The organism is Xanthomonas sp. NCPPB 2632, from assembly GCF_041228075.2.
In the GTDB taxonomy this organism is placed as follows: Bacteria; Pseudomonadota; Gammaproteobacteria; order Xanthomonadales; family Rhodanobacteraceae; genus Luteibacter.
Genome location: NZ_CM192979.1, coordinates 4422388 through 4447343 on the forward strand (window position 1 = coordinate 4422388; position 24956 = coordinate 4447343).

Below are 24956 nucleotides of genomic sequence, written 5' to 3' on the forward strand. Positions count from 1 at the left end.
TGCGTCAAGCTCGCCACCCACCCTACAAGGAGCGTAATGTGAACCAGCAAAGCGTTGTTCTCGTCACCGGCGGCGCGCGTCGTGTGGGCGCGGCGATCGTACGGCACCTGCATGCCGCCGGCTGCAGCGTGGCCATCCATTACCACCGGTCCGCTGCCGACGCGGAAGCGCTGGCGGCGGCCCTGAACGACGTGCGCGCGGACAGCGCCGCCACGTTCGCCGGCGCCCTGGAACACGACGCCACCCCGGCCACCCTGATCGATGCCGTGCTGGCCCGGTTCGGCCGGCTCGATGGCCTGGTCAACAACGCCTCGGCGTTCTACCCCACGCCGATCGGCCAGACCACGCCAACCCACTGGGACGACCTGTTCGCGTCGAATGCGCGTGCGCCGTTCTTCCTGGCCCAGGCCGCCGCGCCCGCGTTGCGCGAGGCCGGGGGCGCGATCGTCAACATCGTCGATATCTATGCGGAACGCCCGCTGGCCGGACACACGGTCTACTCGATGGCCAAGGCCGCACTGGTCATGCTGACGCAGGCGCTGGCGAAGGACCTGGCGCCGGACATCCGCGTGAACGCCGTGGCGCCCGGCGCCATTCTCTGGCCCGCCTCGGGCAAGGTGGAGGATGCCGTGGAGGCCTTACTCGCCAAGACACCCATGGCCCGCAAGGGCGAGCCGCTGGATGTGGCCGACGCCGTGCGTTGGCTGCTGCTGGATGCGCCCTACACCACCGGCCAAGTGATCCGTGTGGACGGTGGCAGGGCGCTGAACATCTGACGGGACTCGCGCTCCGTCACTTCTTCTGACGGAACGCCGACTCCAGCAACGCCCGGTCGAAACCCTGGCCCGGATCGCCTTCGGTAGCGAACCGGTACAGCGCCGCGGAGTACACGCCGTGCATCGCCGACTGGAACAGGGTCAGCGCGACCAGGGCGATCACGGCGGCGACGCCGACGGCGACCATCAATGCCACCGAGTGCGTGGCGAACGCGCCGAAGAACAGCAGGCCGCTGGCAAACAGCAGGCAGAGGGTGAGCACACCGCCGGCCACGCCGATGCCGGCGTTGCCGATGAGGTTTTCGCCCCAGGTCTGCTTCAGCAGCGAGGTGCTGCGCTTCACCGCGTCCACCGGGCCGATGTCCTGTGCGGCCAGCACCGGCACGACGAGGAAGGTGGCGACCGTCCAGCCGAAGCCGAGGATGCCGGCAACGATGCGGCCGACAAAACCCAGGCGCTCCTGCAAGGCGCGCAGGATCATGCCCACCGTGGCGGCGACGAGTGCGTAACCGATGATGTTGGGCAGCTTGCCGCGCGCGGCGCGAAGGCCGTCGCCGAGCGTCGGGTTGCCGCCGTCGAGGCGGATCATGGCGGCGGAGGCCAGCGCCACGTTGAAGAAGATGACCACGCTGTACTGCACGAAATAGAACGCGAAGCTGACCAGCATGAACAGCGGCGAGACATGCCTGCGTTGCCCTTCGAAGTCGGCATGGTGGGTGCCGATCATGGCGATGACCGGCCACGCGAAGGTGGCGATCACCAGCAGCGAGGCGATGCCCGCGAACAGCGGAAACAGCATCAGTTCCTTGTCCTGGCGGAGGATGCGGGCGCTCGCCTTCATCAGCGCCCAACTGCGTGCGAACTTACCCATTGCCGTTCCTTATAGCCCCATAGGTGGAACGCGTTGTATCACCTTGCCTGGCCTGCTGCCACCGCGGATGGTCAGGGCCCGACGGATCGGGCACCCGCCTGGACCGCCGCCGTGCAGGCCTCGTCCCGCGCCAGCGGCTCGCGATCGGCCAGGAAGGCTGCCCATAACTCGCCCAGGGTGCGCCCCTCCAGCGGATGACGCACGGCCGGCGCGATATCGGCCAGCGGCTTGAGGACGAAGGCGTGGCGCAATTCGCCCCGCGGCAACTCGAGGTGCCCTTCGCCACGCATCACCCGGTCGTCGTAGAGCACGATGTCGACATCGAGCGTGCGGTCCGCGTAGCGCTCGCCGCCACGGACGCGGCCGTGGCGATCCTCCAGCGCATGCAGCCAGTCGTTCAGGGCTTCCGGCTCGAGGTCGCTGTCCATCGCCACGGCCAGGTTGAGGAAATCGGGACCGTCGAAGCCGACGGCGGCGCTGCGGTATACGGGCGAGACATCCAGCGGACCGAACCGCAGGCGCAGTTCCCTCACCGCCGCGCCCAGCCAGCGGGCGGCGTCGATGTTGGAACCGAGGCTGAGGTAGGCGCGGCCCATCAGTCGCCACCCTCCGCGATGGCCGCCGCGGAGGGTGGCCGCAGGGCTGCGAAGCCCTCGCGCAGGTCGCCACCGGAAGGCTGCTGGAACGGACGCAGCCCGAACTCGGGAAGGATGGCGATGAGGTGATCGAAGATATCCGCCTGGATGCGCTCGTAGTCGAGCCAGACCACCGTATTGGTGAACGCGTAGATTTCCAGCGGGATGCCGAGCGCGCCCGGATCGCGCATGCGGACCATGCGGGTCATCCTGTCGTGCACGTCCGGATGGGCCGCGAGGTAAGCGTCGGCGTAGGCGCGGAAGGCGCCGATATTGGTCTGCCGGCGGCGATTGACCGGCAGCTTGCCGGGCTCGCCCAGGGCCTCGTTCCAGCGTGCGATGTCCTCGCGCTTGCGTGCGAGGTAACCGGTGAGCAGGTGCATCTTGCCGAAGCGTTCGATTTCCGCGTCCTCGAGAAAGCGCACGCCCGCGGCATCGATGAACAGCTCGCGCTTGATCCGCCGGCCACCCGATTCGGACATGCCGCGCCAGTTCTGGAACGACTCGGCGATCAGGCGCCAGGTCGGCACGGTGACGATGGTGCGATCGAAATTGCGCACCTTCACCGTGTGCAGTGTGATGTCGATGACGTCGCCATCGACGCCGGCCGAGGCCATGGTGATCCAGTCGCCCACGCGCAGCATGTCGTTGGTGCTGAGCTGGATACCGGCGACGAAGCCGAGAATGGTGTCCTTGAACACCAGCAGCAGCACGGCCGACATGGCGCCGATGCCGGACAGCAGCAGGCCGATGCTCTGGTGGGTGAGCTTGGTGATGACCAGCACCAGCGCGACGATCCACAAGGCCAGCTGCATCAGCTGCACCACACCCTTGATGGACCGCTTGCCTGCGGGCGTGGCGCTGTAGAGCGATTCGAACGCGATCAGGGCGCGACCCAGCGCGGCGATCACGCAGACGATCATCCAGCACACGGCCAGGTTGCGGATGAAGGCACCCATGTCGTCGTCGGCCACCGAGAGGAACAGGGCGATGCCGTAATAGACGACGATGGCGGGAAGCATCCGCGCCAGCCAACGGAACGCGCCGTATTCGTAGAGGGCGTCGTCCCAGCGCCAGGCGGTGTGACGGGTGGCCACGCGCACCACGCGGTGCAGGAACACGCGGCCCAGCAGGCCGACCAGCCACGCCACGACGAACAGGCCGGCGACGAACGCCACCCGTTTCAGTTCGGGGGATGCGATGAAATCTTCCATGACGTTGAACGGGGTCTCCCTGGATATCATTCCGGTCGGGTGCCGCGTTCGATGCGCACACCTACGGCCCTGGCGCCGCGCACGGCACCGGGCTTGGACAGTTTCAGGCGTACCCAGGCCACGCCGAATTCCTCGCGGACGATCTGCGCGCAGCGTTCCGCCAGGGTCTCGACGAGGCCGAAACTGGATGCCTCGACATAGGCCTGCAGGCGCTTGGAGACCGACTTGTAGTTGAGCGTCTGCTCGATGTCGTCGGTCGCGGCCGGCTTGCGGTTGTCGAAGGCCATCTCGATGTCGAACGACAGGGTCTGCCGGATACGGCGCTCCCAGTCGTAGATGCCGATGACCGCGTCGATGCGCAGGTCTTCGATGAAGACGATATCCATGCGGGTGTCTGGTGATGCGAAGGGCTTACAGGGTCGGCGACGGATGCCATTTGTGCAACCGTGCGCGACGACGCGTCACGCCGCGGGCAGGGTCTCCAGGCTCCAGCGCGGATGCACCTGGATGGTGGCGTCCTGCTGCTGGCCGGCGGCCAGGCGGATGGCACCGGCCAGGGCGATCATGGCGCCGTTGTCGGTGCAGAAGGCCAGGCGCGGGAAATACACCCGGAAACCATCCTTCGCCGCGGCGTCCGCCAGCTGCTCGCGCAGGCGCGTGTTGGCGCCGACGCCACCGGCGATCACCAGCCGCCGGGCGCCGCTGGCTTCCAGGGCGCGCCGGCACTTGATCGCCAGCGTATCCACGATGGCCTCCTCGAAGGCCCGTGCGATGTCCGCGCGAGTCTGTGCCGTCTTGTCGGAGGCCTGCCACGCCAGCAGCACCTGGGTCTTCAGGCCGGAGAAGCTGAAGTCCAGCCCCGGCCGGTCGACCATGGGCCGGGAGAAGCGGAATCGGCCAGGCGTACCCTGCTCGGCCAGCTTTGCCAGTGCCGGGCCGCCTGGGTACGGCAGGCCCATCAGCTTGGCGGTCTTGTCGAACGCCTCACCCGCCGCGTCGTCCAGGGTGTCGCCCAGGATGGTGTACTCGCCGATGGCCTTCACCTCGACCAGCATGGAATGGCCGCCCGACACCAGCAGGGCCACGAAGGGCGGCTCCGGCGGGTCGTCTTCCAGCAAGGGCGCCAGCAGGTGGCCTTCCATGTGATGCACGCCGATGGACGGAATGCCCAGGGCCCAGGCCATGGCACGGGCGGCCGAGGCACCCACCAGCAAGGCCCCGACGAGGCCGGGGCCGGCGGTGTAGGCCACGCCGCCCAGGTCCGCGGGCGTCAGCCCCGCATCCTTCAGGGCCTGGCGCACCAGCGGCACCAGCTTGCGCACGTGGTCGCGGCTGGCCAGTTCGGGCACCACGCCGCCGTATTCGGCGTGCAGGGCGATCTGGCTGAACAGCGCATGCGAAAGCAGGCCACGGCCCGGCTGTTGCGGGTCCCAGCGGAGCAGGGCCACCCCCGTCTCGTCGCAGGAGGTTTCCACGCCCAACACGGGCTTTGAATTTTTCGAATCGATCACGTTATAATCCGCGGCTCACCCGGGTAGACGGGTCAGTTTAAACAAGTGGAGTTTCCATGCCGAGCGTTAAAGTCCGCGAGAACGAGCCGTTTGAGCTTGCCCTTCGCCGCTTCAAGCGTACGTGCGAGAAGGCTGGCGTCCTGGCCGAAACGCGCAAGCGCGAATTTTACGAAAAGCCCACCCAGGAGCGTAAGCGTAAGCGCGCTGCTGCTGTGAAGCGTCACCTGCGCCGTCTGTCCCGCGACACGACGCGCCGGACCCGCATGTACTGATTGCCGGCCCGGCCGTCAGGTCGGGTGCTGGACCCGCGGCTGGCGCGTTCGCCCGCTGCCGCCGCAATCAGGCGGAATCCCGAGCCGGCTTCGCCGAAAGGTGAAGCCGGCTTTTCGTCGTCCCGGAGAAAAGACATGAGCCTGAAGGCAAAGATCACCGAAGACATGAAGGCCGCCATGAAGGGTGGCGAAAAAGACCGCCTGGCTGTTATCCGCCTGATGCAGGCCCAGATCAAGCAGCGTGAAGTGGACGAGCGCATCGAACTGGACGACGCCCAGGTGCTGGCGGCGCTGGAGAAGATGCAGAAGCAGCGTCGCGACTCCATCGAGCAGTTCGACAAGGCCGGCCGAACGGACCTCGCCGACATCGAGCGCTACGAGATGGGCATCATCGACGGCTACCTACCGGCCAAGCTCAGCGAGGCCGAGTTGGACGCCGTGATCGCCGACGCCATCGCCGAGGCCGGCGCCACCACCGCCCGCGACATGGGGAAGGTCGTGGCCCTGGTGAAGGAAAAGGCCGCCGGCCGTGCCGACATGGGCGCCGTGGCAGGCAAGGTCAAAGCCCGCCTGACCTGACCCTCGACGCCCCCTTGTAGGAGCGCGCGCGTGCGCGCGACATCTTTTCGCGACCACGCTGGAAAATGGTGGGTGCCCGGGGGAATGGGGCTTGCCTCTTGTTCGCTTTGTTGGCTTTTCGCGCACATCGTGCGCTCCTACACCGCTCTGTTGGCTTTTCGCGCACATCGTGCGCTCCTACGCACGGTGCCTTCCAGCCGTCAGGGGATGGGTGGGGGTGACATCGGCGTGACACATTCACGGCAGCCCTACACATTTGTGAGCATTCTCCGCACCGCGGCTGGCGGGACCCTCCTCCGGCGCTCGACGGGAATCCCTCATGCTCAAGTACGCCATTATTTTCGGTCTTATCGCCCTCGTCACCGGCGCCCTCGGCTTCAGCCGCGTGTCGGGCGTTGCCGGCACGATCGCCAAGATCTGCTTCGCCATCTTCCTGATCCTGTTCGTGATCGCGATCCTGGCCGTGATCGGCGTCTTCCACCTGGCGTTCTGATCGCGCCCGTCGGGAATGCGGACTCCATACGGAGCCGGATGCATGGCATCCTAGGCGACTCATGCGTGGCCGTATTCCCGACAGCTTCATCGATGAACTGCTGACCCGCGTCGACATCGTCGACGTGATCGAGCGGCGCGTCCCGCTGAAAAAGGCCGGGCGCGAATGGACGGCCTGCTGCCCGTTCCATAACGAACGAACACCCTCTTTCTACGTAAGTCCCCAGAAGCAGTTCTTCCACTGCTTCGGTTGCGGTGCCCATGGCAGCGCGATCAAGTTCATCATGGACTACGACCGGTTGGAGTTTCCCGACGCCATCGAGGAACTGGCCCAGTCCGCCGGCCTCAAGGTGCCCTACGAGGGTGGCCGGGACGACAAGCCGCGCGAAGACCGCAGCGACCTCTACACCCTCCTCGACGAGACGGCCAGCTTCTACCAGCGCGAACTGGGCGACAGCCCCGAGGCCAAGGCCTACGTCGATGGCCGGGGGCTGGACGACGAGATCGTCAAGCGCTTCCGCATCGGCTGGGCGCCGGCGGGTTTCGACGGCGTGCTCAAGGCGCTGGGCACCAGCGACCGCCGCCGGCAGCTGCTGAACGAGGCCGGCATGGTCGCCAGCAACGAGCGTGGCAACCGCTACGACCGTTTCCGCGAGCGGGTGATGTTTCCCATCCTCGATCGACGCGGGCGGGTCATCGCCTTCGGTGGGCGGGTGCTGTCGTCGGAACAGAGCCCCAAGTACCTCAACTCCCCGGAGACCTCGCTCTTCCACAAGGGCAAGGAGCTGTTCGCCCTGTGGCAGGTGAAGCAGGCGCACCAGCAGCTCACGCGGATCATGGTGGTCGAGGGCTATATGGATGTCATCGCCTTGCACCAGGCGGGCCTGCCCATCGCCGTGGCCACACTGGGCACGGCGACCACGCCCGACCACGCCGAGGTGCTGTTCCGCGCCGCACCCGATGTGTATTTCTGCTTCGACGGCGACCGGGCGGGCCGCGCCGCGGCCTGGCGAGCACTGGAATCGGTGCTGCCGCGCATGCGCGACGGGCGCCAGGCGCACTTCCTGTTCCTGCCCGACGGCGAGGACCCCGACACGCTGGTGCGCAAGGAAGGCAAGGACGGCTTCGAGAAACGCATGAAGGAATCCATGCCCATGTCGGAATACTTCTTCGAGGAACTGGGCCGCGACGTCGACATCAGCCGCCTCGACGGCCGGGCACGCCTTGCCGAAAGGGCGCGGCCGCTGATCGCCAAGCTGCCCGATGGCGCCTTCCGCGACCTGATGGGCCAGGAACTGGAACGGCGCACCGGCGCCCGTGCCGTGCTCGAACCGGAGCCGCCTTCCCGCCGGCCCGACAACGCGCGTCCGGCCAACGTCCAGCGCAGCCTGGTCCGCAGCGCCATCACGCTGCTGCTGGCCCAGCCGGAGCTGGCCGCGGAGGTGGAGCCGCCCTACCCGTTCCTGCGGCTGGACCGCCCCGGCGTCGGCCTCCTCTCCGAACTGCTGGACGTGGCCCGCGCGCGTCCTGGCATCCGCCCTGCCGTGCTGGTCGAGCATTTCATGGAGCGCCCCGAATACGCGTCGCTGCAGAAACTGATGGCCGCGGACGTCGTCGGCGAAGCCGACATGCAGCGCGTGGAGTTCCACGACGCCCTCACCCAGATGGAACGCCAGGCCACCATGCAGCGCCGTGAGCAGCTGATCGCCCGCAGTCGCGAGGGCATCCTCGACGACACGGAAAAAGCCGAGCTGCGCGTGTTGCTGGCGGCGCGGGCCGCACCGGCCCGGGCGGCCGGCGAATGATGCGGCGCACCGTCGCCGTAACACGATCCATGGGATCATCCCCGCCTCGTTCTTCCAAGGGACCGGCCCCAGCCGGCTTCACGCGCCACTGATGGATCTACTCAACGACCTCGTCGACTTCTTCGGTCGCAATGGCTATGCCGCCGTTTTCTTCGCCCTGATGCTCTGCGGGGCGGGCGTGCCCCTGCCTGAGGACATCACCCTGGTCGCCGGCGGCATCATCACGGGCCTGGGCTACGGCGACGTGCACACCATGGTCGGTATCGGCATGGCCGGTGTGCTGGTGGGCGATTCCACCATGTTCCTGCTGGGTCGCCATTTCGGCGCGCGGATCATGAGCTGGCGTGTGGTGTCCCGCCTGCTCACGCCGGAGCGCTACACGAAGGTGCAGGAAAAATTCGAGAAGTACGGCAACCGCATGATGTTCGTGGCGCGCTTCCTGCCCGGCATGCGTACCGCGGTGTTCATCACCGCCGGCGCCACCCACCGCGTGGGCTTCTTCCGCTTCCTGCTGCTGGATGGCCTCGCCGCCGCCATCAGCGTGCCGATCTGGGTCTACCTGGGTTACTTCGGCGCGCACAACCACGCCTGGCTGTCGATGTGGATCCGTCGTGGGCAGACCGGCATCTGGCTGGCCATCGCCGCGGCGCTGATCGCGCTGGCGGTGATCTGGTGGCGCCGGAAGAAATCCGCGGGCGACTGCTGACGCCCAGGCGCAGTCCCTCCGAACAAGACGCATGCCCTCCAGAGGACACGTGATGAATATCCTGACCATCGACACCGGTACGACCAACACCCGCGTCACCGCCTGGCAGGACGGCGAAGCCGTCGCCCTGACCTCGCGTCCGGTGGGGGTGCGCGACACCGCCATCACCGGCAGCACGGGCAAGCTCGAACAGGCGTTGCGCGACGCCATCGCCGGGGTGCTTTTCGCCGCCGGGATGAGCCAAAGCGACATCGGCCCCGTGCTGGCCTCGGGCATGATCACCTCGAACATGGGCCTGTGCGAGATACCGCACGTGCCCGCGCCGGCCGGCATCGACGAGCTGGCGGCGGCCATGCGCGAGGTGCGCATCGAGGGTGTCTGGCACGCGCCCATCGCCTTCGTGCCGGGCGTGCGCAACGCCGTGGGGCCCATCGACCTGCATAACGTCGAAGCCATGGACATGATGCGCGGTGAAGAAACCGAAGCACTGGCCCTGGTCGAACGCCTTGCACTGACCGAACCGGCGGTCATCGCGCTGCCCGGCTCGCACTCCAAGTTCGTCAGCATCGACCAGGAGGGTCGCATCGACGGCTGCGTCACCACCCTGGCCGGCGAGCTGCTGCAGGTGATCTCGCACGACACGATCCTGGCCGGGTCGCTGAAGGACGGCTTCGCCACGCACATCGATGCGGAGATGCTGCGGGCCGGCGCCGCGTCCGCCCACCGGGTCGGGCTGGGGCGCACCTGCTTCAGCGTGCGCATCCTCGACCAGTTCACCGGCCACGACGCCAACGCGCGGGCCAATTTCCTGCTCGGGGCCGTGCTCGCCTCCGATATCCTCACCCTGAAACACTCCAGCGCGATCCGGATGCACCCGGGTACACGCTTCGTCGTCAGCGGCAAGCCCATACTGCGCGAAGCGATCGCGCGGCTGGTCGAGGACGATGGCTTCTTCTCCGGCACGCTGACGGTGGTCGGCGACGACATGCAGTGCGACCTGGCCGGCGCCGGTGCCATCGCCGTGGCCCGTCGCCGCGGGCTGGTCGCGTAACCCTTCAGGCCCAAGAACACAGGCGACACCGCTGATGACCGATTCGTTCAAACCCCTTTCCCCGCAGCGCCAGGCCCATGCCGAAGGCGTGATCTGGGACGACCTGACGGGCCTGGTCCGCTGGACCGATATCGCCACGTCGACGATCCACGACTACGACCCGGCCACCGGCGTGGTGCGCGAGCATGTGCTGCCTGCGCGCGTCGGCTGCTTCGCGCTGACCCACGAGCCCGGCGTCCTGCTGCTGGCGATGGAGAAACAGCTGGGGCGGTTCGACACGCGCGATGGCCGCCTGCATGTCCTGGACGACATCGAGGCCGGCCTTCCCGGCACACGCACCAACGACGGGCGCTGCGACCGCGGCGGCAACTTCATCTTCGGCACGCTGAACGAGCGCGGCCCCGAACAGATCGCCTCGTTCTGGCGCTACACGAAGAACGGCCAGCTGGGCCGCCTGGCCCTGCCCAAGGCCGCGATCACCAACAGCATCTGCTTCAGTCCCGACGGGGAAACGATGTACTTCACCGATTCGCCGACGGCTCGCATCATGGCCTGCGACTACGATTCGGACACCGGCGAGGTGGATCGCATCCGCGGTTTTGCCGAGGTGGATGCGGGCCACGAGCCGGACGGTTCCACCATCGATGCCGACGGGTTCCTCTGGAACGCCCAGTGGGGTGCGTCGCGCGTGGTTCGCTACGCGCCGGACGGGCGCATCGACACGATCATTCCGCTGCCCGCGCGCCAACCCAGCTGCGTCAGCTTTGCGGGGACGGACCTGGCGCAGATGGTGATCACCTCCGCGCACAAGGGCATCGACGAGGCCACGGTCCGCGACGAGCCGCTCAACGGAGCGATCTTCATCGGCACGCCGCCACGGGGCCGTGGCCTGCCCGAGGCACGTTACGGCCACGGAGTGCAGTCATGAGCTGGCCCACCGCCCTGCCCCTCATCGCGATCCTGCGCGGCATCACCCCCGACGAGGTGGTCGGGCACGTCGAGGCGCTGATCGCCGAGGGCTTCGACGCCATCGAGATCCCGCTGAATTCGCCCGACTGGCAGCGCAGCATCCCGCTCGCGGTGGAAACGGCCGGCGCACGCGCGCTGGTCGGTGCGGGCACGGTGCTTTCGCCCGAGGCGGCCGCCCAGGTGGCCGACCTGGGCGGCCACCTGATGGTCACGCCCAACACCGATCCCGCCACCATCCGCAAGGCACGCGAGCGCAACCTCTACACCGCCATCGGCTTCATGACGCCGACGGAAGCCTTCGCGGCGCTGGCTGCCGGTGCGCAGTCGCTCAAGCTGTTCCCCTCGTCGAACCTCGGCCCCGCGTACATCAAGAGCATCCGCGCGGTGCTGCCGCCGGACGTGCCGTTGCTGGCCGTGGGTGGCGTCACCCCGGAGAACCTGGGCCAGTTCCTCGATGCCGGCTGCATCGGCGCCGGACTGGGCAGCGACCTCTACAAACCCGGCCAGCCCGTGGCACGCACGCGCGAGCGCGCCGCCGCCTTCGTCACCGCTTATCGTTCGGTCTGACGCGTCGGGTCGATGATCCGCACGGCCCCCGGGGCCAGGCCGTCGAGGCGGTAATCGCCGACGGCCTCGCGGATCAGGCGCAGTGTCGGCAGCCCCACGGCCGCCGTCATGCGTCGCACCTGCCGGTTGCGCCCTTCGCGCAGCACGATGCGCAGCCACGCGTCCGGCACCGTCTTGCGAAAGCGCACGGGCGGATCGCGTGGCCACAGCCAGTCGGGTGGGTCGATCCCCGCCACGCCGGCCGGCAGCGTGGGGCCGTCGTTGAGCGTGACGCCGCGGCGTAGCCGGTCGAGGGCGTCTTCCGTCGGCACACCCTCCACCTGCACCACATACGTCTTCGGCTGCTTGTGCTTCGGATCGGCCAGGCGATGCTGCAGCTTGCCGTCGTCGGTGAGCAGCAGCAGGCCTTCGCTGTCGTGGTCCAACCGGCCGGCCGCGTACACGCCCTTGTGCGGCACGACGTCGGCCAGCGTGCGCCGGCCGGCGTCGTCGGTGAACTGGCACAACACCCCGAAGGGCTTGTTCAGCGCGACCAGCACGTTACTTCGCGGCGGCGGGCTTCACGAAGCGCAGGGTCATCCGGTCGGACTCGCCGATGGCCTGCCACTTGGCCTTGTCCGTGGCGCCCATGTCGAACGAGGGCGGCAGGGTCCACACGCCCTTGGGATGGTTGTGATCGTCCTTCGGGTTGGCGTTGATCTCGCTTTGCGCGTCCAGCTTGAACCCGGCATCGGTGGCCAGCTTGATCACGTAGTCGGTCGGCAGGTAGCCGGAGTTGACCACGTCGTCGAGCTTCTTGCCGGCGTCGGCACGATGGTCTTCCACGCCCAGCACGCCGCCGGGCTTCAGCACCGCGAACATCGCCTTGAACATGGCCTCGGCGCTACCGTCGGCGGCCCAGTTGTGCACGTTGCGGAAGGTCAGCACGCGATCGGCCGAACCCGGCGCACCCAGCACCGGCGCCTTGTGGTTGAACTCCATGATCTTCGCGTTGCCGTACTGCGCCGGGGCGAAGGAGAACTTCTTCTGCAGGGCCGCCGTGCTCTTGGAGCCCGCTTCCACCGCGCCGATGTAGTGGCCGTTGTCGTGCAGGTAGGGAGCGAGGATCTCGGTGAACCAGCCACCGGACGGCCAGATCTCGATGACGGTCATGTCCGGGCGCACGCCGAAGAAGCTCAGCGTCTGCTGCGGGTGGCGATACATGTCGCGCGCCTTGTTCTCCGGCGAACGCCAGCTACCGGCAACAGCCTTGTCGAGCTGGGCGGCGCTGGTCGCGTCGACGCCGGTGGGCGATGCGGCGCGCGTCGGCTGCTGGGCGCCGGCAGCCAGGGCGGCGTGCGAAAGCGCGAGACCGAGCAGGCCGGCGCAGGCAAAGGCGAGTTTCTTCATGGCGACACCGTTTTGGGGGATGTGGCCCGGAAGGCTAGCACGGGGCATCACCACCGCTACACCGGTTGCAGTGCAGCATGCCAGGCCTCCCAGGGCGCCCGCCCCCGCAGGATTTTCGCATGCCGCCGTCCCTCCTCCGTCCGCTCGCCGCGGGCGTGCTCATCGCACTGGCGGGTACCGCCTCCGCCCAGGAAGCCACCCTCGCACCGGTGGTGGTGACGGCTACCCGCACCGCCCAGGCACCCTACGATATTCCCGCGGCCATCGACGTGGTGGCCACCCCGCCCGACGGCTCGCTGGACGTGAACCTGTCCGAACGGGTGCAGTCCATTCCCGGCATCGTGGCGCGGGATCGTCAGAATTACGCGCAGGACACCCAGGTCTCCATCCGTGGGTTCGGCGCGCGATCCACCTTCGGCATCCGCGGCATCCGCCTGTATACCGACGGCATTCCAGCGACGATGCCGGACGGCCAGGGCCAGGTGTCGCATTTCAACCTGGATTCGACATCGCGCGTGGAAGTGCTGCGCGGCCCGTTCTCGGCCCTGTACGGGAATGCCTCCGGCGGCGTGGTGCAGGTGTTCACCGCCGACGGCACCGAGCCGCCGGAACTGCGCTTCGGCGTTGCCGGTGGCAGCAATGGCAATCTGCGCACGTCCGTGAACGCGCGGGGCGTCGACGGCCCCGTGGACTACAACGTCGATTTCAGCCATTTCCGCACCAGCGGCTACCGCGATCACAGCGCGGCGCGACGGGAATCGGGCAATGCCAAGGTCGGCTGGAAGATTGACGACGATACGAAGCTCACCCTGGTGGTCAACACGGTGGACATACCGGATGCGCAGGACCCGCTCGGACTGACGAAGGCGCAGTTCAAGGCCGATCCGCGCCAGGTCGCCACCGTGGCCGACACCTACGACACCCGCAAATCGGCCGACCAGCAACAGGCCGGGCTGATCTGGGACCAGCGGCTCGACGCGGCCAACAGCCTGCGCGTCATGGGCTACTACGGGCAACGAGGCGTGACCCAGTACCTGTCGATACCCAAGGCCACGCAGGTGGCGCAGCCGGGTAACTCGGGCGGCGTAGTGGACCTCGCCAACGAGTACGGTGGCGGCGACGCCCGCTGGACCTGGAGCGACACGCTGGCCGGACGGCCGTTCGAGATCGCCGCCGGCGTCGCCTACGACAACCAGACACAGCACCGGCAGGGCTACAACAACTTCGTGGGCGGCACGCTGGGCGTGCGCGGCGACAAGCGACGCGACGAGATCGACCGCGTGTTCGACTTCGACCAGTACGCACAGGCTACCTGGCGCGTGGCCGACGACTGGAGCCTGATGGGCGGCCTGCGCCACAGCGAGGTACGTTTCCGTTCCACTGATCGCTATATGGCGCCGGGCAATCCCGACGACAGCGGCAGCACGACGTACAGCGCCACCACGCCGGTGTTCGGCGTACTGTGGCGCGCCGCGCCGTGGGCGCACGTCTATGCGAACTGGGGTCGCGGCTTCGAGACGCCTACCTTCTCCGAACTGGGTTACCGCAACGACGGCGGGGCCGGCCTGGCCTTCGACCTGCGGCCCTCGCGCTCGCGTAACGGCGAGGTGGGCCTGAAGCTGCAGCCCTCGGACCACACCGAAGCCGGACTGGCCTTGTTCCGCGCCGACAGCGACGACGAACTGGCCGTGGCGACCAACCTCGGCGGCCGTACCACCTACCAGAACATCGCGCGCTCGCGACGCCAGGGCATCGAGGCCTCGTTCAAGAGCGAGATCGCGCCGGACCTGCACGTCGTCGCGGCCTATACGCGCCTGCAGGCGAGTTTCCGCACGCCGTTCCTCACTTGCGCGAGCACCGGCTGCGCCGCGCCCGATACGCCGGTGACGGCCGGCACGCGTATTCCGGGCGTGCCGCGATCCACCGCGTATGCCGCGCTGACGTACGGTGCCGAGCGAGGCTGGCAGGCGGGCCTGGACATGAACGCGGTGGGCGCGACCTCGGCGAACGACCTGGGCACGGCCTCGGTGGCGGGCTACGCCCTGTTCGGACTGTCGGCGGGTTATGTCGTGGACGATGGCCCGTGGCGGATCAACACCTTCGCCCGCGTGGACAACCTTGCCGACCGGCACGTGGTCGGCTCGGTGATCGTCAACGACGGTAACGGGCGCTACGACGAACCCGCGCCTGGCCGCACGTTCCTGGTGGGCGTGGACCTGCGCTGGCGCTAGGCCGAGATCGCCAGGCGCTCGGAACGGTAGAGCATGGCCGCGCCCAGCGTGGCCAGCAACGCCGCGGCAAACCCGCCGGCCAGGCAGGTGCCGATCTGCCAGGCGGGCATGCCGTCGCCGCGCAGCAGCTGCACGATGCCCAGGTTCTGGCCCAGCAGCGGCACCGCATACATCCAGGGCTCCGCGCGCACCGGAACGACCGAGAGCAGCACGCTCGGCACGATGGGGATCATCATCAGGATCGACAGGTAGGTCTGCGCCTCGCGGTAGCTCTTGGCCAGGGCCGACACCAGCGACTGCAACGCGGCCAGCAGCAGGATCAGCGGCAGCATCAGCAAGGCCACCTGGGCGCCGAAGCGCAGGCCCAGGTCGAGCGCGATACCGAGTTTTTCCGTCGGGATGAACCACGGCGCCGTCATGAACGCGGCGATGGTCAGGAACAGGCTGACCAGCGAGAACGTGCAGATCGCCGCCAGCTTGCCGGCGAGGATCTTCCAGCGCGCTACCGGATTGACGAACAGCGGCTCCAGCGACTGGCGCTCGCGCTCACCGGCGGTGAGGTCGATGGCCAGGTACATGCCGCCGAGGAACACGGTGAGCGTGAAGAAGTACGGCAGGAACGAGAACATCAGCGCCGAGCGCGATTGCGATGTGGCCTGGTCGCGATCGGCCACCTGCACGGGCCAGGCCGTGGTCGGCGACAGCCCGCGCGCGATCAGGCGCATCGCACCCTCGCGGCGGCCGTAGCTTTCCACCACGCTGCGTACGCGCAGCACGGGCGTGGACGCGTCGCGACGCGAGGAATCGTAGATCAGTTCCACCTGCACGCTCTGGCCCTTGTTCCACGCCTTGGCGTAGTCCGGCGCGATGCGCACCACGACATCGGCGCGCTGTTCGCGCACGGCGTTCTCGGGATCGGCCATGCCGGGATCGGCGTCGATGCCGGCCCCTTTCAGCGCCGCCACCAGGTTGGGCGCCAGCTCGGCGCCGATCACCGGCACGTCGATGTTGCGATCGGCCTTGGCCAGCTCGCGGTTGGTCATGACGTTCATCAGCATGATGAAGATGATCGGACCCAGCAGCGGCCCGGTGACCAGGGCGCTGACCAGCGTGCGCCGGTCGCGCAGGTTCTCGCGCACTTCCTTCCAGTACACCGCGGTAAACGCGCTCATGCGGCCAGTCCTTCGTCGGTACCGATGATCGCCACGAATGCGTCCTCCAGCGTGGCCTGGCCGGTCTGCGCCAGCAGCGCGGCAGGTGTTTCGTCGGCGACCACGCGCCCCTGCGCGATCACCACGATGCGATCGCACAGCGCGGCCACCTCCTGCATGATGTGACTGGAAAACAGCACGCAACGTCCCTCGTCGCGCAACTGCCGCATGAAGCGGCGCATGGCGCGCGTGGCCATCACGTCCAGGCCGTTGGTCGGCTCGTCGAGCAGGACGTTGCGCGGATCGTGGATCAGCGCACGGGCGATGGCCGTCTTGACCCGTTGCCCCTGGGAAAACCCTTCCGTGCGGCGATCGGCGATATCGCGCATTTCCAGGGCGTCGATCAGGACCTCGCGACGTCGCGCCAGCAGGTCGGACGACATGCCGTGCAACCGGCCGAAATAATCGATGTTCTCCGCGGCGGTCAACCGTTTGTACAGGCCGCGCGCATCGGGCAGCACGCCGAGACGACGACGCACCGCGAGGGCATCGCGATAGGCATCCACGCCATCCACCAGCACCTGGCCGGCATCGGGCCGCATCAGCGTGTACAGCATGCGCAGCGTGGTGGTCTTGCCCGCCCCGTTGGGGCCGAGCAGGCCGGTGATCTCGCCGTCGCGCGCGGTGAAGTTCACGCCGTTCACGGCGCGCACCGTGCCGAAGGCCTTGTGCAGGTCCCTTACCTCGATCATGGCGTGGCTCCGTTGAATCCGACGAACACCGGCAGCGGTCGCAGCCGCTCCAGGCACGTCACGTCCAGCGCCTTCGCGTCGGCCGTGTCGATGAAATGGTCGAGCACGCGTGGCATGCAGCCGCGCGAGATCACGTTGTGGCCCTGGCCCCGGAGCACCAGGTGGCGGCCGTTGGGCAGGCCCTTGAGCACGTCGTCGCCGTAGCGCGGTGGCGTGACCGGATCGAATTCGCCGGACATCAGCAAGGCGGGCACCGTGCTCTTCAGCGGCTGGTGGAAGTCGGCCGGCATCGTGCCGTGCGGCCAGACGGAACAGGCCGCGCGAAACGCCTCGATCATGGTGTCGCCCAGGATGGTGTCCTTGTCCTGCGGACGCGATTGCAGGAGGTCGCCGTCCTCGCTGCAGATCACCGAATACTGCATGCCGCCGTCCATGGTGTCGCCCAGATCGCCCGTGAGCAGCTTCGCCTGGCCCAGCAGGGGGCCGACATCGCCCCGCGCGGCAGCGTCGATGGACAAGGGCAGCAAGGCGGCGGTTTCCGGCGAATAGGCGAACATGCGCACCACCGTGGCCAGGGCGTGCTCGCTCAGCACGCGCTTCACCGAGGCGTAGTTCTGTGGATCGCGGAAGCTGACCAGGTGCGGGTTGGCGCGTAGCGCATCGCGCAACTGGAACAGGGTCTGGTAGGGATCGCTGAAACGCGCCCGGCAGGCGTCGTCCGCCTCGCAACGAGCGAACTGCGCCTTCAGCGCCGCGTCGAGGTTGACGGCGAAATCCTCGCCCAGCACCAGCGCGTTGGGGGCGATGCCGTCCAGCACGAGGGTACGCAAACCGTCGGGGTGACGCATGGCGTACTGCTGTGCCACGCGCGTGCCGTAGGACACGCCGATCAGATCGAACCTCGGCGAGCCCAGCGCACGGCGGACATCCTCCAGGTCGGCCACCGCATCGGTGGTGGTGTAGAAGCGCACGTCGGCATCCTGCGACAGCTGGTCGAGGCAATGCTGCGTCTCGCGCCGCACCGCGCCGGCATCGAACCCGTGCACCTCCGCCGCGCCTGCCGGTGCGCCCGGCTCGTCGTCGCGGCAGCTCAGCGGATGGGAGGCACCGGTGCCGCGCTGGTCGAGCAGCAGCAGGTTGCGATGGGCCAGCAGCGGGGCCATGGCCGGCGCGATGCCGGAGTAGCTTTCCGCCGCCGACTGGCCGGGACCGCCGGCGATGAAGGCCAGCATGTCGTCCGCCGGCACCTGGGCGCTGCTGCGCACCACGGCCAGGCGCAGGGTGAGCATGCGACCGTGCGGCTCGGCGCGATTTTCCGGCACCACGAAGGGCGCACACCATGCGGCGGTCGACAGGCCCGAGTGTGGCTGCGGCAACTCGCACGGCTTCAGCTCGACGGAACCGAGGCGCCAGACGCGCGGCGGCGCGGGATTGGTGGCCGCCGGCACCGCGGTGTGTGTCGCCGCCGGGGTGGAGGCATGGGCAGCGGACGCGTCATGCCGGGACATCACCAGGTGCCGCCCCGCCATCGCCGTGGTGAGCAGAACGACGATGATGGCGATGCGTGGGGGACGTTTCATGCCGTCATTCCTCGGGGGCGAAAATGGATTCGATGGGCAACGCGAACAGGCGCGCGATCTTGAAGGCCAGCGGCAGGCTGGGGTCGTACTTGCCGGTCTCCACCGCGTTCACGGTCTGCCGCGAGACGTCCAGCTTCTCGCCCAGGTCGGCCTGCGACCAGCCCAGCGCGGTGCGTAGTTCACGGACACGGTTATGCATCGCCGCGGTAGTGCCAGCGCACGGCGCATTTGGTGATGCCGAACAGCCCCATCAGCACGGGCAGCACCCAGGTGGCGATGGCTTCGGCTGGCGGTGCGGCGATGACGTGCGCATGCAGCAGCATGCCGAACGTAAAGAAGCCGAAGCCGCCGATCCCACCCGCCATGGCGATGGCCTCCAGGTCGATGCGCCGCTCGAATTCGTCCTGGTCGCGGATCACCCGGACCATGGCGCGGATGACGAAGGCGATGGGCAGGGTCGGCAGCAGGGTGACGATCGCCCGGGCCGCCGTGCCTTCCAGTGTCTTCAGCCAGGCGACCGAGACGAACAGGAGCACGACATAGGCCGCCATCGCCGGGAAGAACTCACGCAGGTAACGCTTGTGTACGGCACGCATGGCCATCGCCGGTCTCCCCTCAGTGCGCGCGGATGAAATCGGCGAGTGCCTTCTGGAAGGCCGCCGGCTGATCGAGCATCACATAGTGCCGCGAGGGCGCGATCGCGACCACCTTCGCCTGTGGCGCATCGGCGAGCAGCGATGCGTAGTACGCGGTCTTGTTCGCTTCGGTCATCGGCGTCGGCCCGGTAGCCGCATAGGCGGGGTCGTAAGGCACCAGTTCCAGGATGGGTACCCGGGCATCTTTGAGTACCGGGCGGAAGTCGGCCGACAGGTCCTCGGCCATGTAGCGGGCCACGGCCTTCTGGTTGCTGCGCGCGTTGAGCGGCGCCACCCGTGTCGCGGTGGCCGGATCGCGCGTGCCGATCGTCTGCATGTAGGCCAGTTGCTGCGCCTGGAAGGCCTCCGGCGAGGCCGCTTCGATCTGGGCGCGCATGCCCTTGGCCATGGCGCTGCGCTGCTCGGCGGTGGCGTGTTCCATGCCGGGGAAGATCGGCAGGCCATCGACCGCAACGATACCGGCCGACAGCTGCGGATGCCTGCCGGCGAAGCGCAAGGCCACCGTACCACCCACGCTGTGGCCGACCACGATCGCTTTGTCCATGCCAGGCCGGCGGAGCAGGTCGGCCAATGAGGCGTCCACGCGATCGAGCCAGACCCCGTCGTCCGACGGGGGCGGCGTGCCGTCGAAACCGGCGAGGGTGACGGCATAGACCCGGTGATCGCCGGCCAGCGCCGCGATGGTGTCACGCCAGACCCAGGTGCCGCCGGCCAGGCCCGGGACCAGCACCACGGGGCGGCCCGTGCTGCCGAAGCGTTCGACCTTCAGCAGGCCCACGGTAAAGGTCTCGGCGGCCACCGGGGCGGCGGCGACGGTAGCGCTCGCGGCGGCGGACCCTGCCGTGGCGGTTGGCGCGAACGTCGCGGCCTGGGTGGCACCGGCGGTGAATACGGCTATAGCGAGCGCGGCAAGGCGAAACGTGACGTGGTGCGACATGACGAACCTCCCGTGGGACGTGGAGCGTGTCAAGCACGCTTGACATGTATCCTGGGCCTGCGCACTCGACATGTCAAGCACCCTTTACATATCCATGGACGCTTTCGGCATCGTCAGGTCGTTCCGGCACGTGATGGTGGTCTTCACGCACGCGGCGGCTTCGCTTCCCCGATCCTTGCAGCCTACGGGAGCACACGCCGGCAAGCGTCGACCTAGCGACGCGTCGTCCCGCCCACAGGAGAGCGCCATGTCCTTCCGCCGCATTGCCACCACCGCCACCCTGCTGGCGCTTTCCGTCACCGCCGCCTCGGTGCAGGCCGCCACCGCAACCACCACGTTCAACGTGCGTGTGACCATCACCGCCGCGTGCGACATCAGCACCACGGCGCCCACCGACGTCAACTTCGGTACGCAGCCCTCCACCGCGACCAACACCGACAACCAGGGTGCGCTCAACGTGAACTGCACGCCCAGTGCGCCCTATACCATTGCGCTGGACAACGGCCAGAACGGTACCGACGCCAACACCCGCAAGATGAGCAGCGGCACGGCGCAGGTACCCTACCAGCTGTACCGCGCGGCCACGCGCACGTCCGCCGATGTCTGGGGCAGCACCACGGGTACCGGCGGCAATACCTACGCCGGCACCGGCAGCGGCACGGTTCAGACCGTGCCCGTGTACGGTCGCGTGCCCAGCAGCAACTTCCCCGCCGGCAGCTACGCCGACGTCATCACCGCCACCATCACCTATTGACGGTGCGCCCTTGGCCATTCCGCGTGGCGATAGCCGGCGCGCTGGCCTCGATGGCGTGCGTTGCGCACGCGAGTGGCCTGCAGGTATCGCCGATCGGACTGCGGCTGGCCACCTCGACACCCGCCGAAGCCCTGTGGCTCACCAACACAGGCACCGAATCGCTGCATGCGCAGGTGCGTGTGTTTCGCTGGACCCAGGCGGACAGCAAGGATGTGCTGACGCCCTCTCGCGACCTCGTCGTGAGCCCGCCGATGGTGACCATCGCCCCCGGCGACCGCCAACTGGTGCGCGTCATCAGACAGGTCGCCCCGGCGGCGGACGGCAGGGAAACCGCCTACCGCGTGATCGTGGACGAACTGCCCGTGGACGCCAGCGACAAGCCGGGGCTGAAGTTCGTGTTGCGCTACTCCGTGCCGGTGTTCCTGGCACCCGCGGGCGACCCGACGATGAAAGCGACGCTGCAGGCGACGTGGGAGAGCGATACGGAGGGCCCTCACGTGCGCATCCGCAACGACGGCAACAGCCACGCGCAGGTCGCGGACCTGGCATGGCAAGGCAGGCAGGGCCAGCGCATCCCGCTGCTGCCCGGCCTGGTGGGTTATGCGCTGCCCGGCTCGACGATGCGCTGGAAGCTCCCGCCGGATGCGCGGCACACGGATGGCCTCCTGCGCGCGAGGATCAACGGTGAGCCGTCCGAGTCGACGCTGGCGGTGGATACGGACGGCCGCTAGCATGCTGGCCGTGGCCGCCGTCAGCGCGCACGCGGACGGGCACCCCACCGCGACCGATGCCTTGCCGCCGCCCGTGGCGACGCGGGAGAGCGGTGTCGGCGAAGACCTCTACCTGGAAGTGGTGCTCAACGGCACGCGGACCGAGGCGCTGGTGCATTTCATCCGCCGTGGCGAGGCACTCTGCGCCCAGGCCGCCGACCTGCGTGGCCTGGGCTTCGTGCTCCCGCCCGGCAGCGATCCACGCTGCCTGCCGGACATGCCCGACGTACGCTACACCTACGATGTCGCCCAGCAGCGCGTGAACATCGACGTGCCCACCGGCCAGCTGAACCTGCCGACGCAAGTGCTCAACGTGCCCGAGCGCCGTGCGACGCGGGCCTCCAGCGGGACCGGCCTGTTGCTCAACTACGACGTGTATGCCGCGCACGGTGGCGGCGCGAGCAACGTCAGTGGCCTGGCCGAGCTGCGTGCGTTCACGGACGGCCTGGGCGTGCTGAGCACGACCTCGCTGAGTCGTCGCTACCAGACGTCCGGCGTCGGCTGGCAGGGCGATACCGTGCGCCTGGATACGCAATGGCGGTTGTCGTTCCCCGACCGGTCGCAGACGCTGACCATCGGCGACACCTTTACCGGCGCCCTGTCCTGGTCGCGTGCCACGCGGATCGGCGGCATTGCCTACGGCACGGACTTCGCCTTGCAGCCCTATCGCGTGACGACGCCGCTGCCGCAGTTCTTCGGCCAGGCCACCGCGCCGTCCTCGGTGGAGCTCTACATCGACGGCATCCGCCAGTACAACGGCAAGGTGCCCGCCGGCCCGTTCCAGCTCACCGCCGTACCCGGCGTGGACCAGGCCGGCCAGGCGCAGGTGGTGCTCACCGACGCGCTGGGCAGGAGCAGCACGGTGACCTTTCCGTTCTACGCCGCGCGTCAGTTGTTGCGTGCCGGCCTGTCGGACTGGTCGGTGGAACTGGGCACGGTGCGCGAGGCCTACGGCATCGATTCGTTCGCCTATGGGAGCGAACCGGTCGCCAGTGCCACCTGGCGGCGCGGTGTCACCGACCGGCTGACGCTGGAGTCGCACACCGAGGCGGGCGACGGACGCGGCACGGCAGGCGCCGGCATCGTGTGGAACCCTGCGGGTGCCATGGTGTTGAACGGCTCCTACGCCCGGTCCCGCAGCGGTGGCACTGAATACGGTGCGGGCCTGTCGTGGAACGGGCGCCATGTGAACGCCTCGGTGGACACGCTGCGCAGCGATGCGCGGTACGACGATGTCGCCGGCGGCTATGGTTCGCCACCACCGCGCGCCAGCGATCGCGCGTTGCTCGGCTTCAACCTCAATGCATCGAGTTTCGGCGTCAACTACGTACGCCTGCGCTATGGCGGACAGCCGGCCACGCGCTATGCGGGCATGTTCCTGCTGCGCAACATCGGCCGCGGCATCTCGCTGAACGCCAGCTACAACCAGAACCTGGATATCGCAGCCGACCGCAGCTTCTTCATCGGCGCGACCATGGCGCTCGACCAGCGCACGACATGGAGTACTTCGGTGCAGCGCGATCGTGATCGCACCTTCGGCATCGTGGATGCCAGCCGGCCGATCGACGGCGATGGTGGTTTCGGCTGGCATGTGCAAGGCCGCAGCGGATCGACCGGCGGCGGCCTGGCGGAGCTGGGCTGGCTGGGCAACCGCGGTCAGCTGACCGTGGGTGCCAGCAATTTCGGCGCCGCGTCCTACGCGTATGCCGACGCCAACGGCGCCGTCGTGTTGATGGGCGGCCACGCCTTCGCCGCACGCCGGATCGACGACGCCTTCGCCCTGGTGACGACGGAAGGCACCCCGGATATTCCGGTGCTCCTGGAAAACCGGCGCACCGGCGTGACCGACAGCCGGGGACTGCTGCTCGTATCGCGACTCATGGCCTACCAGGACAACCGGCTGGCGATCGACCCGATCGACCTGCCCGCCGACCAGCGCGTGCAACGCGTGGAAACCATCGTCGCGCCCTCCGATCGCGCAGGCGTCGTGGTGCGATTCCCCGTGAAGCGGGTGCGCGCGGCATCGGCGATCCTCGTCGACGAGGCAGGGCAGCCGCTGCCGGTGGGGGCACGCGTGGCGACGGGCGATGCATCATCGCCCGCCGTTGTCGGCTACGACGGCCTGGTGTACCTCGACAACCTGCAGGGCGGCGACACACCGCTCGACGTGACTCTTCCCGGCGGCGCGCGTTGCCGTGCGACGCTTACCTATCCGGCGCAGGCGCACGACCTGCCGCAACTCGGTCCGCTCACCTGCAAGGCGGGCACGCCATGAAGTGGCTTGCCGTTGTGCTGCTGGCCTTCGGCGTCCTGCTTGCCGCGCCGCGCGCCGACGCGACGACGACGTGCAGCATCACCAGCATCAGCAACCTCGCGTTCGGCCCCGTGGACCCGACGGGCACGACGGTGACCACCACGGCGACGCTCAACTACAGTTGCACCTATTCCGGCGTGCTCGGATCGTTGTACGGCAGCTACATATCCGCGTGTGTCAGCCTGGGAACGGACGACCTGGCGAATTTTTCGCCCCGCACGATCGTCAACGCCAACAACGATCGCATGCAGTACCAGGTATTCAAGGACGCCAGCCTCACGTCGATCTGGGGGCGGGTAAACAATGCGACCTACACACCGCAGGCCTTCACGCGGCAGATCGGCATCCTGTCCAACGGCGCGACGCTCACCGGCAGTCTCACGATCTATGGGCAGGTACCGGCGCTGCAAAGCACGTTGTCGCCTGGCAGCTACAGCGGCACCCTGCTCGGCTCGCTCACAGGCAACGCCCTGACCTGGAGCTACAACGAAGCCTTGCTGACCATTGGCACCTACCCCGCCTCGTGCAGCGCTGGCGGAACCGTCGCCGCGCAGACGGTGGCCGCGCCGTCCATGACCACCACGGCAAACGTCGCCGCCCGCTGCACGTTCGGCACCGCCACCGACCTCAACTTCGGCAGCGTGCCCGGGCTGCTGCGTACCGTCACCGACCAGACCTCGCTGGTGCGCGCCACCTGCACCAACCGTGCCGCCTACCAGGTGGGCCTGGACAACGGCAGCAACGCATCGGGCACGACGCGACGCATGACGGATGGAACCCGCTTCGTCACCTACGAACTCTACCGGGACACCGCACGCACGCTGCGCTGGGGCGCCGCCCTCAACACCGATACCGCCACGGGCACCGGCACCGGTGCGGAGCAGACACTGACCGTGTATGGCCGCCTGCCCGTTCAGACGGCGGCGCGGGCAGGTACCTACAGCGATACCGTCACGGTCACCATCACCTATTGA

The 24956-nt window shown here is 68.2% G+C and carries 27 protein-coding genes; 14 read left to right on the plus strand and 13 right to left on the minus strand.

Annotation, left to right across the window (positions count from 1 at the left end; all coding sequences use genetic code 11):
- Positions 1–38 precede the first annotated feature (38 nt).
- Positions 39–776 carry a pteridine reductase gene (locus AB8808_RS19155; RefSeq protein ID WP_369931108.1) on the plus strand — a complete coding sequence of 246 codons (738 nt, stop codon included), beginning with the start codon at positions 39–41 and terminating at the stop codon, positions 774–776.
- Positions 777–792: 16 nt separating this feature from the next.
- Here the strand turns inward: AB8808_RS19155 and AB8808_RS19160 are convergent, their stop codons facing one another.
- The 5 genes from AB8808_RS19160 to tsaD form a co-directional block, all read right to left on the minus strand.
- A complete protein-coding gene (locus tag AB8808_RS19160) occupies positions 793–1647 on the minus strand; it encodes a DUF6159 family protein (RefSeq protein ID WP_369931109.1) in 855 nt (284 codons plus the stop codon).
- Between the two features lie 71 nt (positions 1648–1718).
- Positions 1719–2243 (minus strand): 2-amino-4-hydroxy-6-hydroxymethyldihydropteridine diphosphokinase, encoded by a 525-nt coding sequence (gene folK, locus AB8808_RS19165; protein WP_369931110.1) that lies wholly within the window; start codon positions 2241–2243, stop codon positions 1719–1721.
- Positions 2243–3496: a mechanosensitive ion channel family protein gene (locus tag AB8808_RS19170; RefSeq protein ID WP_369931111.1), complete on the minus strand. Its 1254-nt coding sequence runs from the start codon at positions 3494–3496 to the stop codon at positions 2243–2245. Before AB8808_RS19170 ends, folK begins: the two co-directional genes overlap by 1 nt.
- Positions 3497–3522: 26 nt before the next feature.
- The gene (gene folB, locus AB8808_RS19175) at positions 3523–3882 is read right to left on the minus strand and encodes a dihydroneopterin aldolase (RefSeq protein ID WP_036139290.1); all 360 of its coding nucleotides are present in this window, start codon (positions 3880–3882) and stop codon (positions 3523–3525) included.
- Between the two features lie 75 nt (positions 3883–3957).
- On the minus strand, positions 3958–4980 hold the full coding sequence (gene tsaD, locus AB8808_RS19180) for a tRNA (adenosine(37)-N6)-threonylcarbamoyltransferase complex transferase subunit TsaD (protein WP_369931291.1): 1023 nt from the start codon (positions 4978–4980) through the stop codon (positions 3958–3960).
- Between the two features lie 83 nt (positions 4981–5063).
- On the opposite strand from tsaD, the gene rpsU reads away from it, so the two are divergent.
- The 8 genes from rpsU (at position 5064) to AB8808_RS19220 (ending at position 11448) form a co-directional block, all read left to right on the plus strand.
- The gene (rpsU, locus tag AB8808_RS19185) at positions 5064–5279 is read left to right on the plus strand and encodes a 30S ribosomal protein S21 (RefSeq protein ID WP_029213735.1); all 216 of its coding nucleotides are present in this window, start codon (positions 5064–5066) and stop codon (positions 5277–5279) included.
- A 135-nt stretch (positions 5280–5414) separates the two neighbouring features.
- A complete protein-coding gene (locus AB8808_RS19190) occupies positions 5415–5858 on the plus strand; it encodes a GatB/YqeY domain-containing protein (protein WP_369931112.1) in 444 nt (147 codons plus the stop codon).
- A 319-nt stretch (positions 5859–6177) separates the two neighbouring features.
- Positions 6178–6351, plus strand: a complete 174-nt coding sequence (locus tag AB8808_RS19195; protein ID WP_036139288.1) for a DUF1328 domain-containing protein — start codon at positions 6178–6180, stop codon at positions 6349–6351.
- Between the two features lie 61 nt (positions 6352–6412).
- On the plus strand, positions 6413–8155 hold the full coding sequence (gene dnaG, locus AB8808_RS19200; RefSeq protein WP_369931113.1) for a DNA primase: 1743 nt from the start codon (positions 6413–6415) through the stop codon (positions 8153–8155).
- A gap of 91 nt (positions 8156–8246) precedes the next feature.
- Positions 8247–8861 carry a DedA family protein gene (locus tag AB8808_RS19205; RefSeq protein ID WP_036139282.1) on the plus strand — a complete coding sequence of 205 codons (615 nt, stop codon included), beginning with the start codon at positions 8247–8249 and terminating at the stop codon, positions 8859–8861.
- Positions 8862–8913: 52 nt separating this feature from the next.
- Entirely contained in the window at positions 8914–9912 is a 999-nt protein-coding gene (locus AB8808_RS19210) for a 2-dehydro-3-deoxygalactonokinase (RefSeq protein WP_369931114.1), read from the plus strand.
- 34 nt (positions 9913–9946) lie between these two features.
- Positions 9947–10840, plus strand: a complete 894-nt coding sequence (locus tag AB8808_RS19215; RefSeq protein ID WP_369931116.1) for an SMP-30/gluconolactonase/LRE family protein — start codon at positions 9947–9949, stop codon at positions 10838–10840.
- Entirely contained in the window at positions 10837–11448 is a 612-nt protein-coding gene (locus AB8808_RS19220; RefSeq protein WP_369931117.1) for a 2-dehydro-3-deoxy-6-phosphogalactonate aldolase, read from the plus strand. Before AB8808_RS19215 ends, AB8808_RS19220 begins: the two co-directional genes overlap by 4 nt.
- Here AB8808_RS19220 and AB8808_RS19225 read toward each other — a convergent pair.
- Together AB8808_RS19225 and AB8808_RS19230 are read right to left on the minus strand one after the other, a co-directional pair.
- The gene (locus tag AB8808_RS19225; protein ID WP_369931118.1) at positions 11433–11987 is read right to left on the minus strand and encodes a pseudouridine synthase; all 555 of its coding nucleotides are present in this window, start codon (positions 11985–11987) and stop codon (positions 11433–11435) included. The two genes, AB8808_RS19220 and AB8808_RS19225, sit on opposite strands and share 16 nt — an antisense overlap.
- A 1-nt stretch (position 11988) precedes the next feature.
- Complete coding sequence (locus AB8808_RS19230) at positions 11989–12837, minus strand: class I SAM-dependent methyltransferase (RefSeq protein WP_369931119.1); 849 nt, start codon at positions 12835–12837, stop codon at positions 11989–11991.
- 119 nt (positions 12838–12956) lie between these two features.
- Between AB8808_RS19230 and AB8808_RS19235 the strand changes: the two genes are divergently transcribed.
- Positions 12957–15068 (plus strand): TonB-dependent receptor family protein, encoded by a 2112-nt coding sequence (locus AB8808_RS19235; protein WP_369931120.1) that lies wholly within the window; start codon positions 12957–12959, stop codon positions 15066–15068.
- On the opposite strand, the gene AB8808_RS19240 is transcribed toward AB8808_RS19235, so the two are convergent.
- The 6 genes from AB8808_RS19240 to AB8808_RS19265 are packed head-to-tail and all read right to left on the minus strand — an operon-like array spanning position 15065 to position 20144.
- Complete coding sequence (locus AB8808_RS19240) at positions 15065–16240, minus strand: ABC transporter permease (protein ID WP_369931121.1); 1176 nt, start codon at positions 16238–16240, stop codon at positions 15065–15067. The two genes, AB8808_RS19235 and AB8808_RS19240, sit on opposite strands and share 4 nt — an antisense overlap.
- Entirely contained in the window at positions 16237–16971 is a 735-nt protein-coding gene (locus AB8808_RS19245; RefSeq protein ID WP_369931122.1) for an ABC transporter ATP-binding protein, read from the minus strand. The genes AB8808_RS19240 and AB8808_RS19245 overlap by 4 nt, the downstream gene beginning before the upstream one ends.
- Positions 16968–18551: an alpha/beta hydrolase gene (locus tag AB8808_RS19250; protein WP_369931123.1), complete on the minus strand. Its 1584-nt coding sequence runs from the start codon at positions 18549–18551 to the stop codon at positions 16968–16970. Before AB8808_RS19250 ends, AB8808_RS19245 begins: the two co-directional genes overlap by 4 nt.
- Positions 18552–18555: 4 nt before the next feature.
- The gene (locus tag AB8808_RS19255; RefSeq protein WP_285402762.1) at positions 18556–18750 is read right to left on the minus strand and encodes a helix-turn-helix transcriptional regulator; all 195 of its coding nucleotides are present in this window, start codon (positions 18748–18750) and stop codon (positions 18556–18558) included.
- Positions 18743–19147, minus strand: coding sequence for a hypothetical protein (locus AB8808_RS19260; protein ID WP_369931124.1), 405 nt, complete (start codon positions 19145–19147; stop codon positions 18743–18745). The genes AB8808_RS19255 and AB8808_RS19260 overlap by 8 nt, the downstream gene beginning before the upstream one ends.
- A 19-nt stretch (positions 19148–19166) precedes the next feature.
- On the minus strand, positions 19167–20144 hold the full coding sequence (locus AB8808_RS19265; RefSeq protein ID WP_369931125.1) for an alpha/beta fold hydrolase: 978 nt from the start codon (positions 20142–20144) through the stop codon (positions 19167–19169).
- A 247-nt stretch (positions 20145–20391) separates the two neighbouring features.
- Here AB8808_RS19265 and AB8808_RS19270 point away from each other — a divergent pair, with 247 nt between their 5' ends.
- Genes AB8808_RS19270 through AB8808_RS19285 form a run of 4 tightly spaced genes read left to right on the plus strand, consistent with a single transcriptional unit; the run spans position 20392 to position 24956 of the window.
- Entirely contained in the window at positions 20392–20898 is a 507-nt protein-coding gene (locus AB8808_RS19270; protein ID WP_369931126.1) for a Csu type fimbrial protein, read from the plus strand.
- Positions 20899–20900: 2 nt separating this feature from the next.
- A complete protein-coding gene (locus AB8808_RS19275) occupies positions 20901–21629 on the plus strand; it encodes a fimbrial biogenesis chaperone (protein WP_369931127.1) in 729 nt (242 codons plus the stop codon).
- Position 21630: 1 nt separating this feature from the next.
- Positions 21631–23943, plus strand: a complete 2313-nt coding sequence (locus tag AB8808_RS19280; protein WP_369931128.1) for a fimbria/pilus outer membrane usher protein — start codon at positions 21631–21633, stop codon at positions 23941–23943.
- Positions 23940–24956, plus strand: coding sequence for a Csu type fimbrial protein (locus AB8808_RS19285; protein ID WP_369931129.1), 1017 nt, complete (start codon positions 23940–23942; stop codon positions 24954–24956). The genes AB8808_RS19280 and AB8808_RS19285 overlap by 4 nt, the downstream gene beginning before the upstream one ends.

What these genes read in the sequence shown, in the direction of transcription:
- AB8808_RS19160 (WP_369931109.1), bottom strand. Translation starts at nt 1,647, where the DNA reads ATGGGTAAGTTCGCACGCAGTTGGGCGCTGATGAAGGCGAGCGCCCGC.
- folK (WP_369931110.1), bottom strand. Translation starts at nt 2,243, where the DNA reads ATGGGCCGCGCCTACCTCAGCCTCGGTTCCAACATCGACGCCGCCCGC.
- AB8808_RS19170 (WP_369931111.1), bottom strand. Translation starts at nt 3,496, where the DNA reads ATGGAAGATTTCATCGCATCCCCCGAACTGAAACGGGTGGCGTTCGTC.
- folB (WP_036139290.1), bottom strand. Translation starts at nt 3,882, where the DNA reads ATGGATATCGTCTTCATCGAAGACCTGCGCATCGACGCGGTCATCGGC.
- rpsU (WP_029213735.1), top strand. Translation starts at nt 5,064, where the DNA reads ATGCCGAGCGTTAAAGTCCGCGAGAACGAGCCGTTTGAGCTTGCCCTT.
- AB8808_RS19190 (WP_369931112.1), top strand. Translation starts at nt 5,415, where the DNA reads ATGAGCCTGAAGGCAAAGATCACCGAAGACATGAAGGCCGCCATGAAG.
- AB8808_RS19195 (WP_036139288.1), top strand. Translation starts at nt 6,178, where the DNA reads ATGCTCAAGTACGCCATTATTTTCGGTCTTATCGCCCTCGTCACCGGC.
- dnaG (WP_369931113.1), top strand. Translation starts at nt 6,413, where the DNA reads ATGCGTGGCCGTATTCCCGACAGCTTCATCGATGAACTGCTGACCCGC.
- AB8808_RS19205 (WP_036139282.1), top strand. Translation starts at nt 8,247, where the DNA reads ATGGATCTACTCAACGACCTCGTCGACTTCTTCGGTCGCAATGGCTAT.
- AB8808_RS19210 (WP_369931114.1), top strand. Translation starts at nt 8,914, where the DNA reads ATGAATATCCTGACCATCGACACCGGTACGACCAACACCCGCGTCACC.
- AB8808_RS19215 (WP_369931116.1), top strand. Translation starts at nt 9,947, where the DNA reads ATGACCGATTCGTTCAAACCCCTTTCCCCGCAGCGCCAGGCCCATGCC.
- AB8808_RS19220 (WP_369931117.1), top strand. Translation starts at nt 10,837, where the DNA reads ATGAGCTGGCCCACCGCCCTGCCCCTCATCGCGATCCTGCGCGGCATC.
- AB8808_RS19230 (WP_369931119.1), bottom strand. Translation starts at nt 12,837, where the DNA reads ATGAAGAAACTCGCCTTTGCCTGCGCCGGCCTGCTCGGTCTCGCGCTT.
- AB8808_RS19235 (WP_369931120.1), top strand. Translation starts at nt 12,957, where the DNA reads ATGCCGCCGTCCCTCCTCCGTCCGCTCGCCGCGGGCGTGCTCATCGCA.
- AB8808_RS19240 (WP_369931121.1), bottom strand. Translation starts at nt 16,240, where the DNA reads ATGAGCGCGTTTACCGCGGTGTACTGGAAGGAAGTGCGCGAGAACCTG.
- AB8808_RS19245 (WP_369931122.1), bottom strand. Translation starts at nt 16,971, where the DNA reads ATGATCGAGGTAAGGGACCTGCACAAGGCCTTCGGCACGGTGCGCGCC.
- AB8808_RS19250 (WP_369931123.1), bottom strand. Translation starts at nt 18,551, where the DNA reads ATGAAACGTCCCCCACGCATCGCCATCATCGTCGTTCTGCTCACCACG.
- AB8808_RS19255 (WP_285402762.1), bottom strand. Translation starts at nt 18,750, where the DNA reads ATGCATAACCGTGTCCGTGAACTACGCACCGCGCTGGGCTGGTCGCAG.
- AB8808_RS19260 (WP_369931124.1), bottom strand. Translation starts at nt 19,147, where the DNA reads ATGCGTGCCGTACACAAGCGTTACCTGCGTGAGTTCTTCCCGGCGATG.
- AB8808_RS19265 (WP_369931125.1), bottom strand. Translation starts at nt 20,144, where the DNA reads ATGTCGCACCACGTCACGTTTCGCCTTGCCGCGCTCGCTATAGCCGTA.
- AB8808_RS19270 (WP_369931126.1), top strand. Translation starts at nt 20,392, where the DNA reads ATGTCCTTCCGCCGCATTGCCACCACCGCCACCCTGCTGGCGCTTTCC.
- AB8808_RS19280 (WP_369931128.1), top strand. Translation starts at nt 21,631, where the DNA reads ATGCTGGCCGTGGCCGCCGTCAGCGCGCACGCGGACGGGCACCCCACC.
- AB8808_RS19285 (WP_369931129.1), top strand. Translation starts at nt 23,940, where the DNA reads ATGAAGTGGCTTGCCGTTGTGCTGCTGGCCTTCGGCGTCCTGCTTGCC.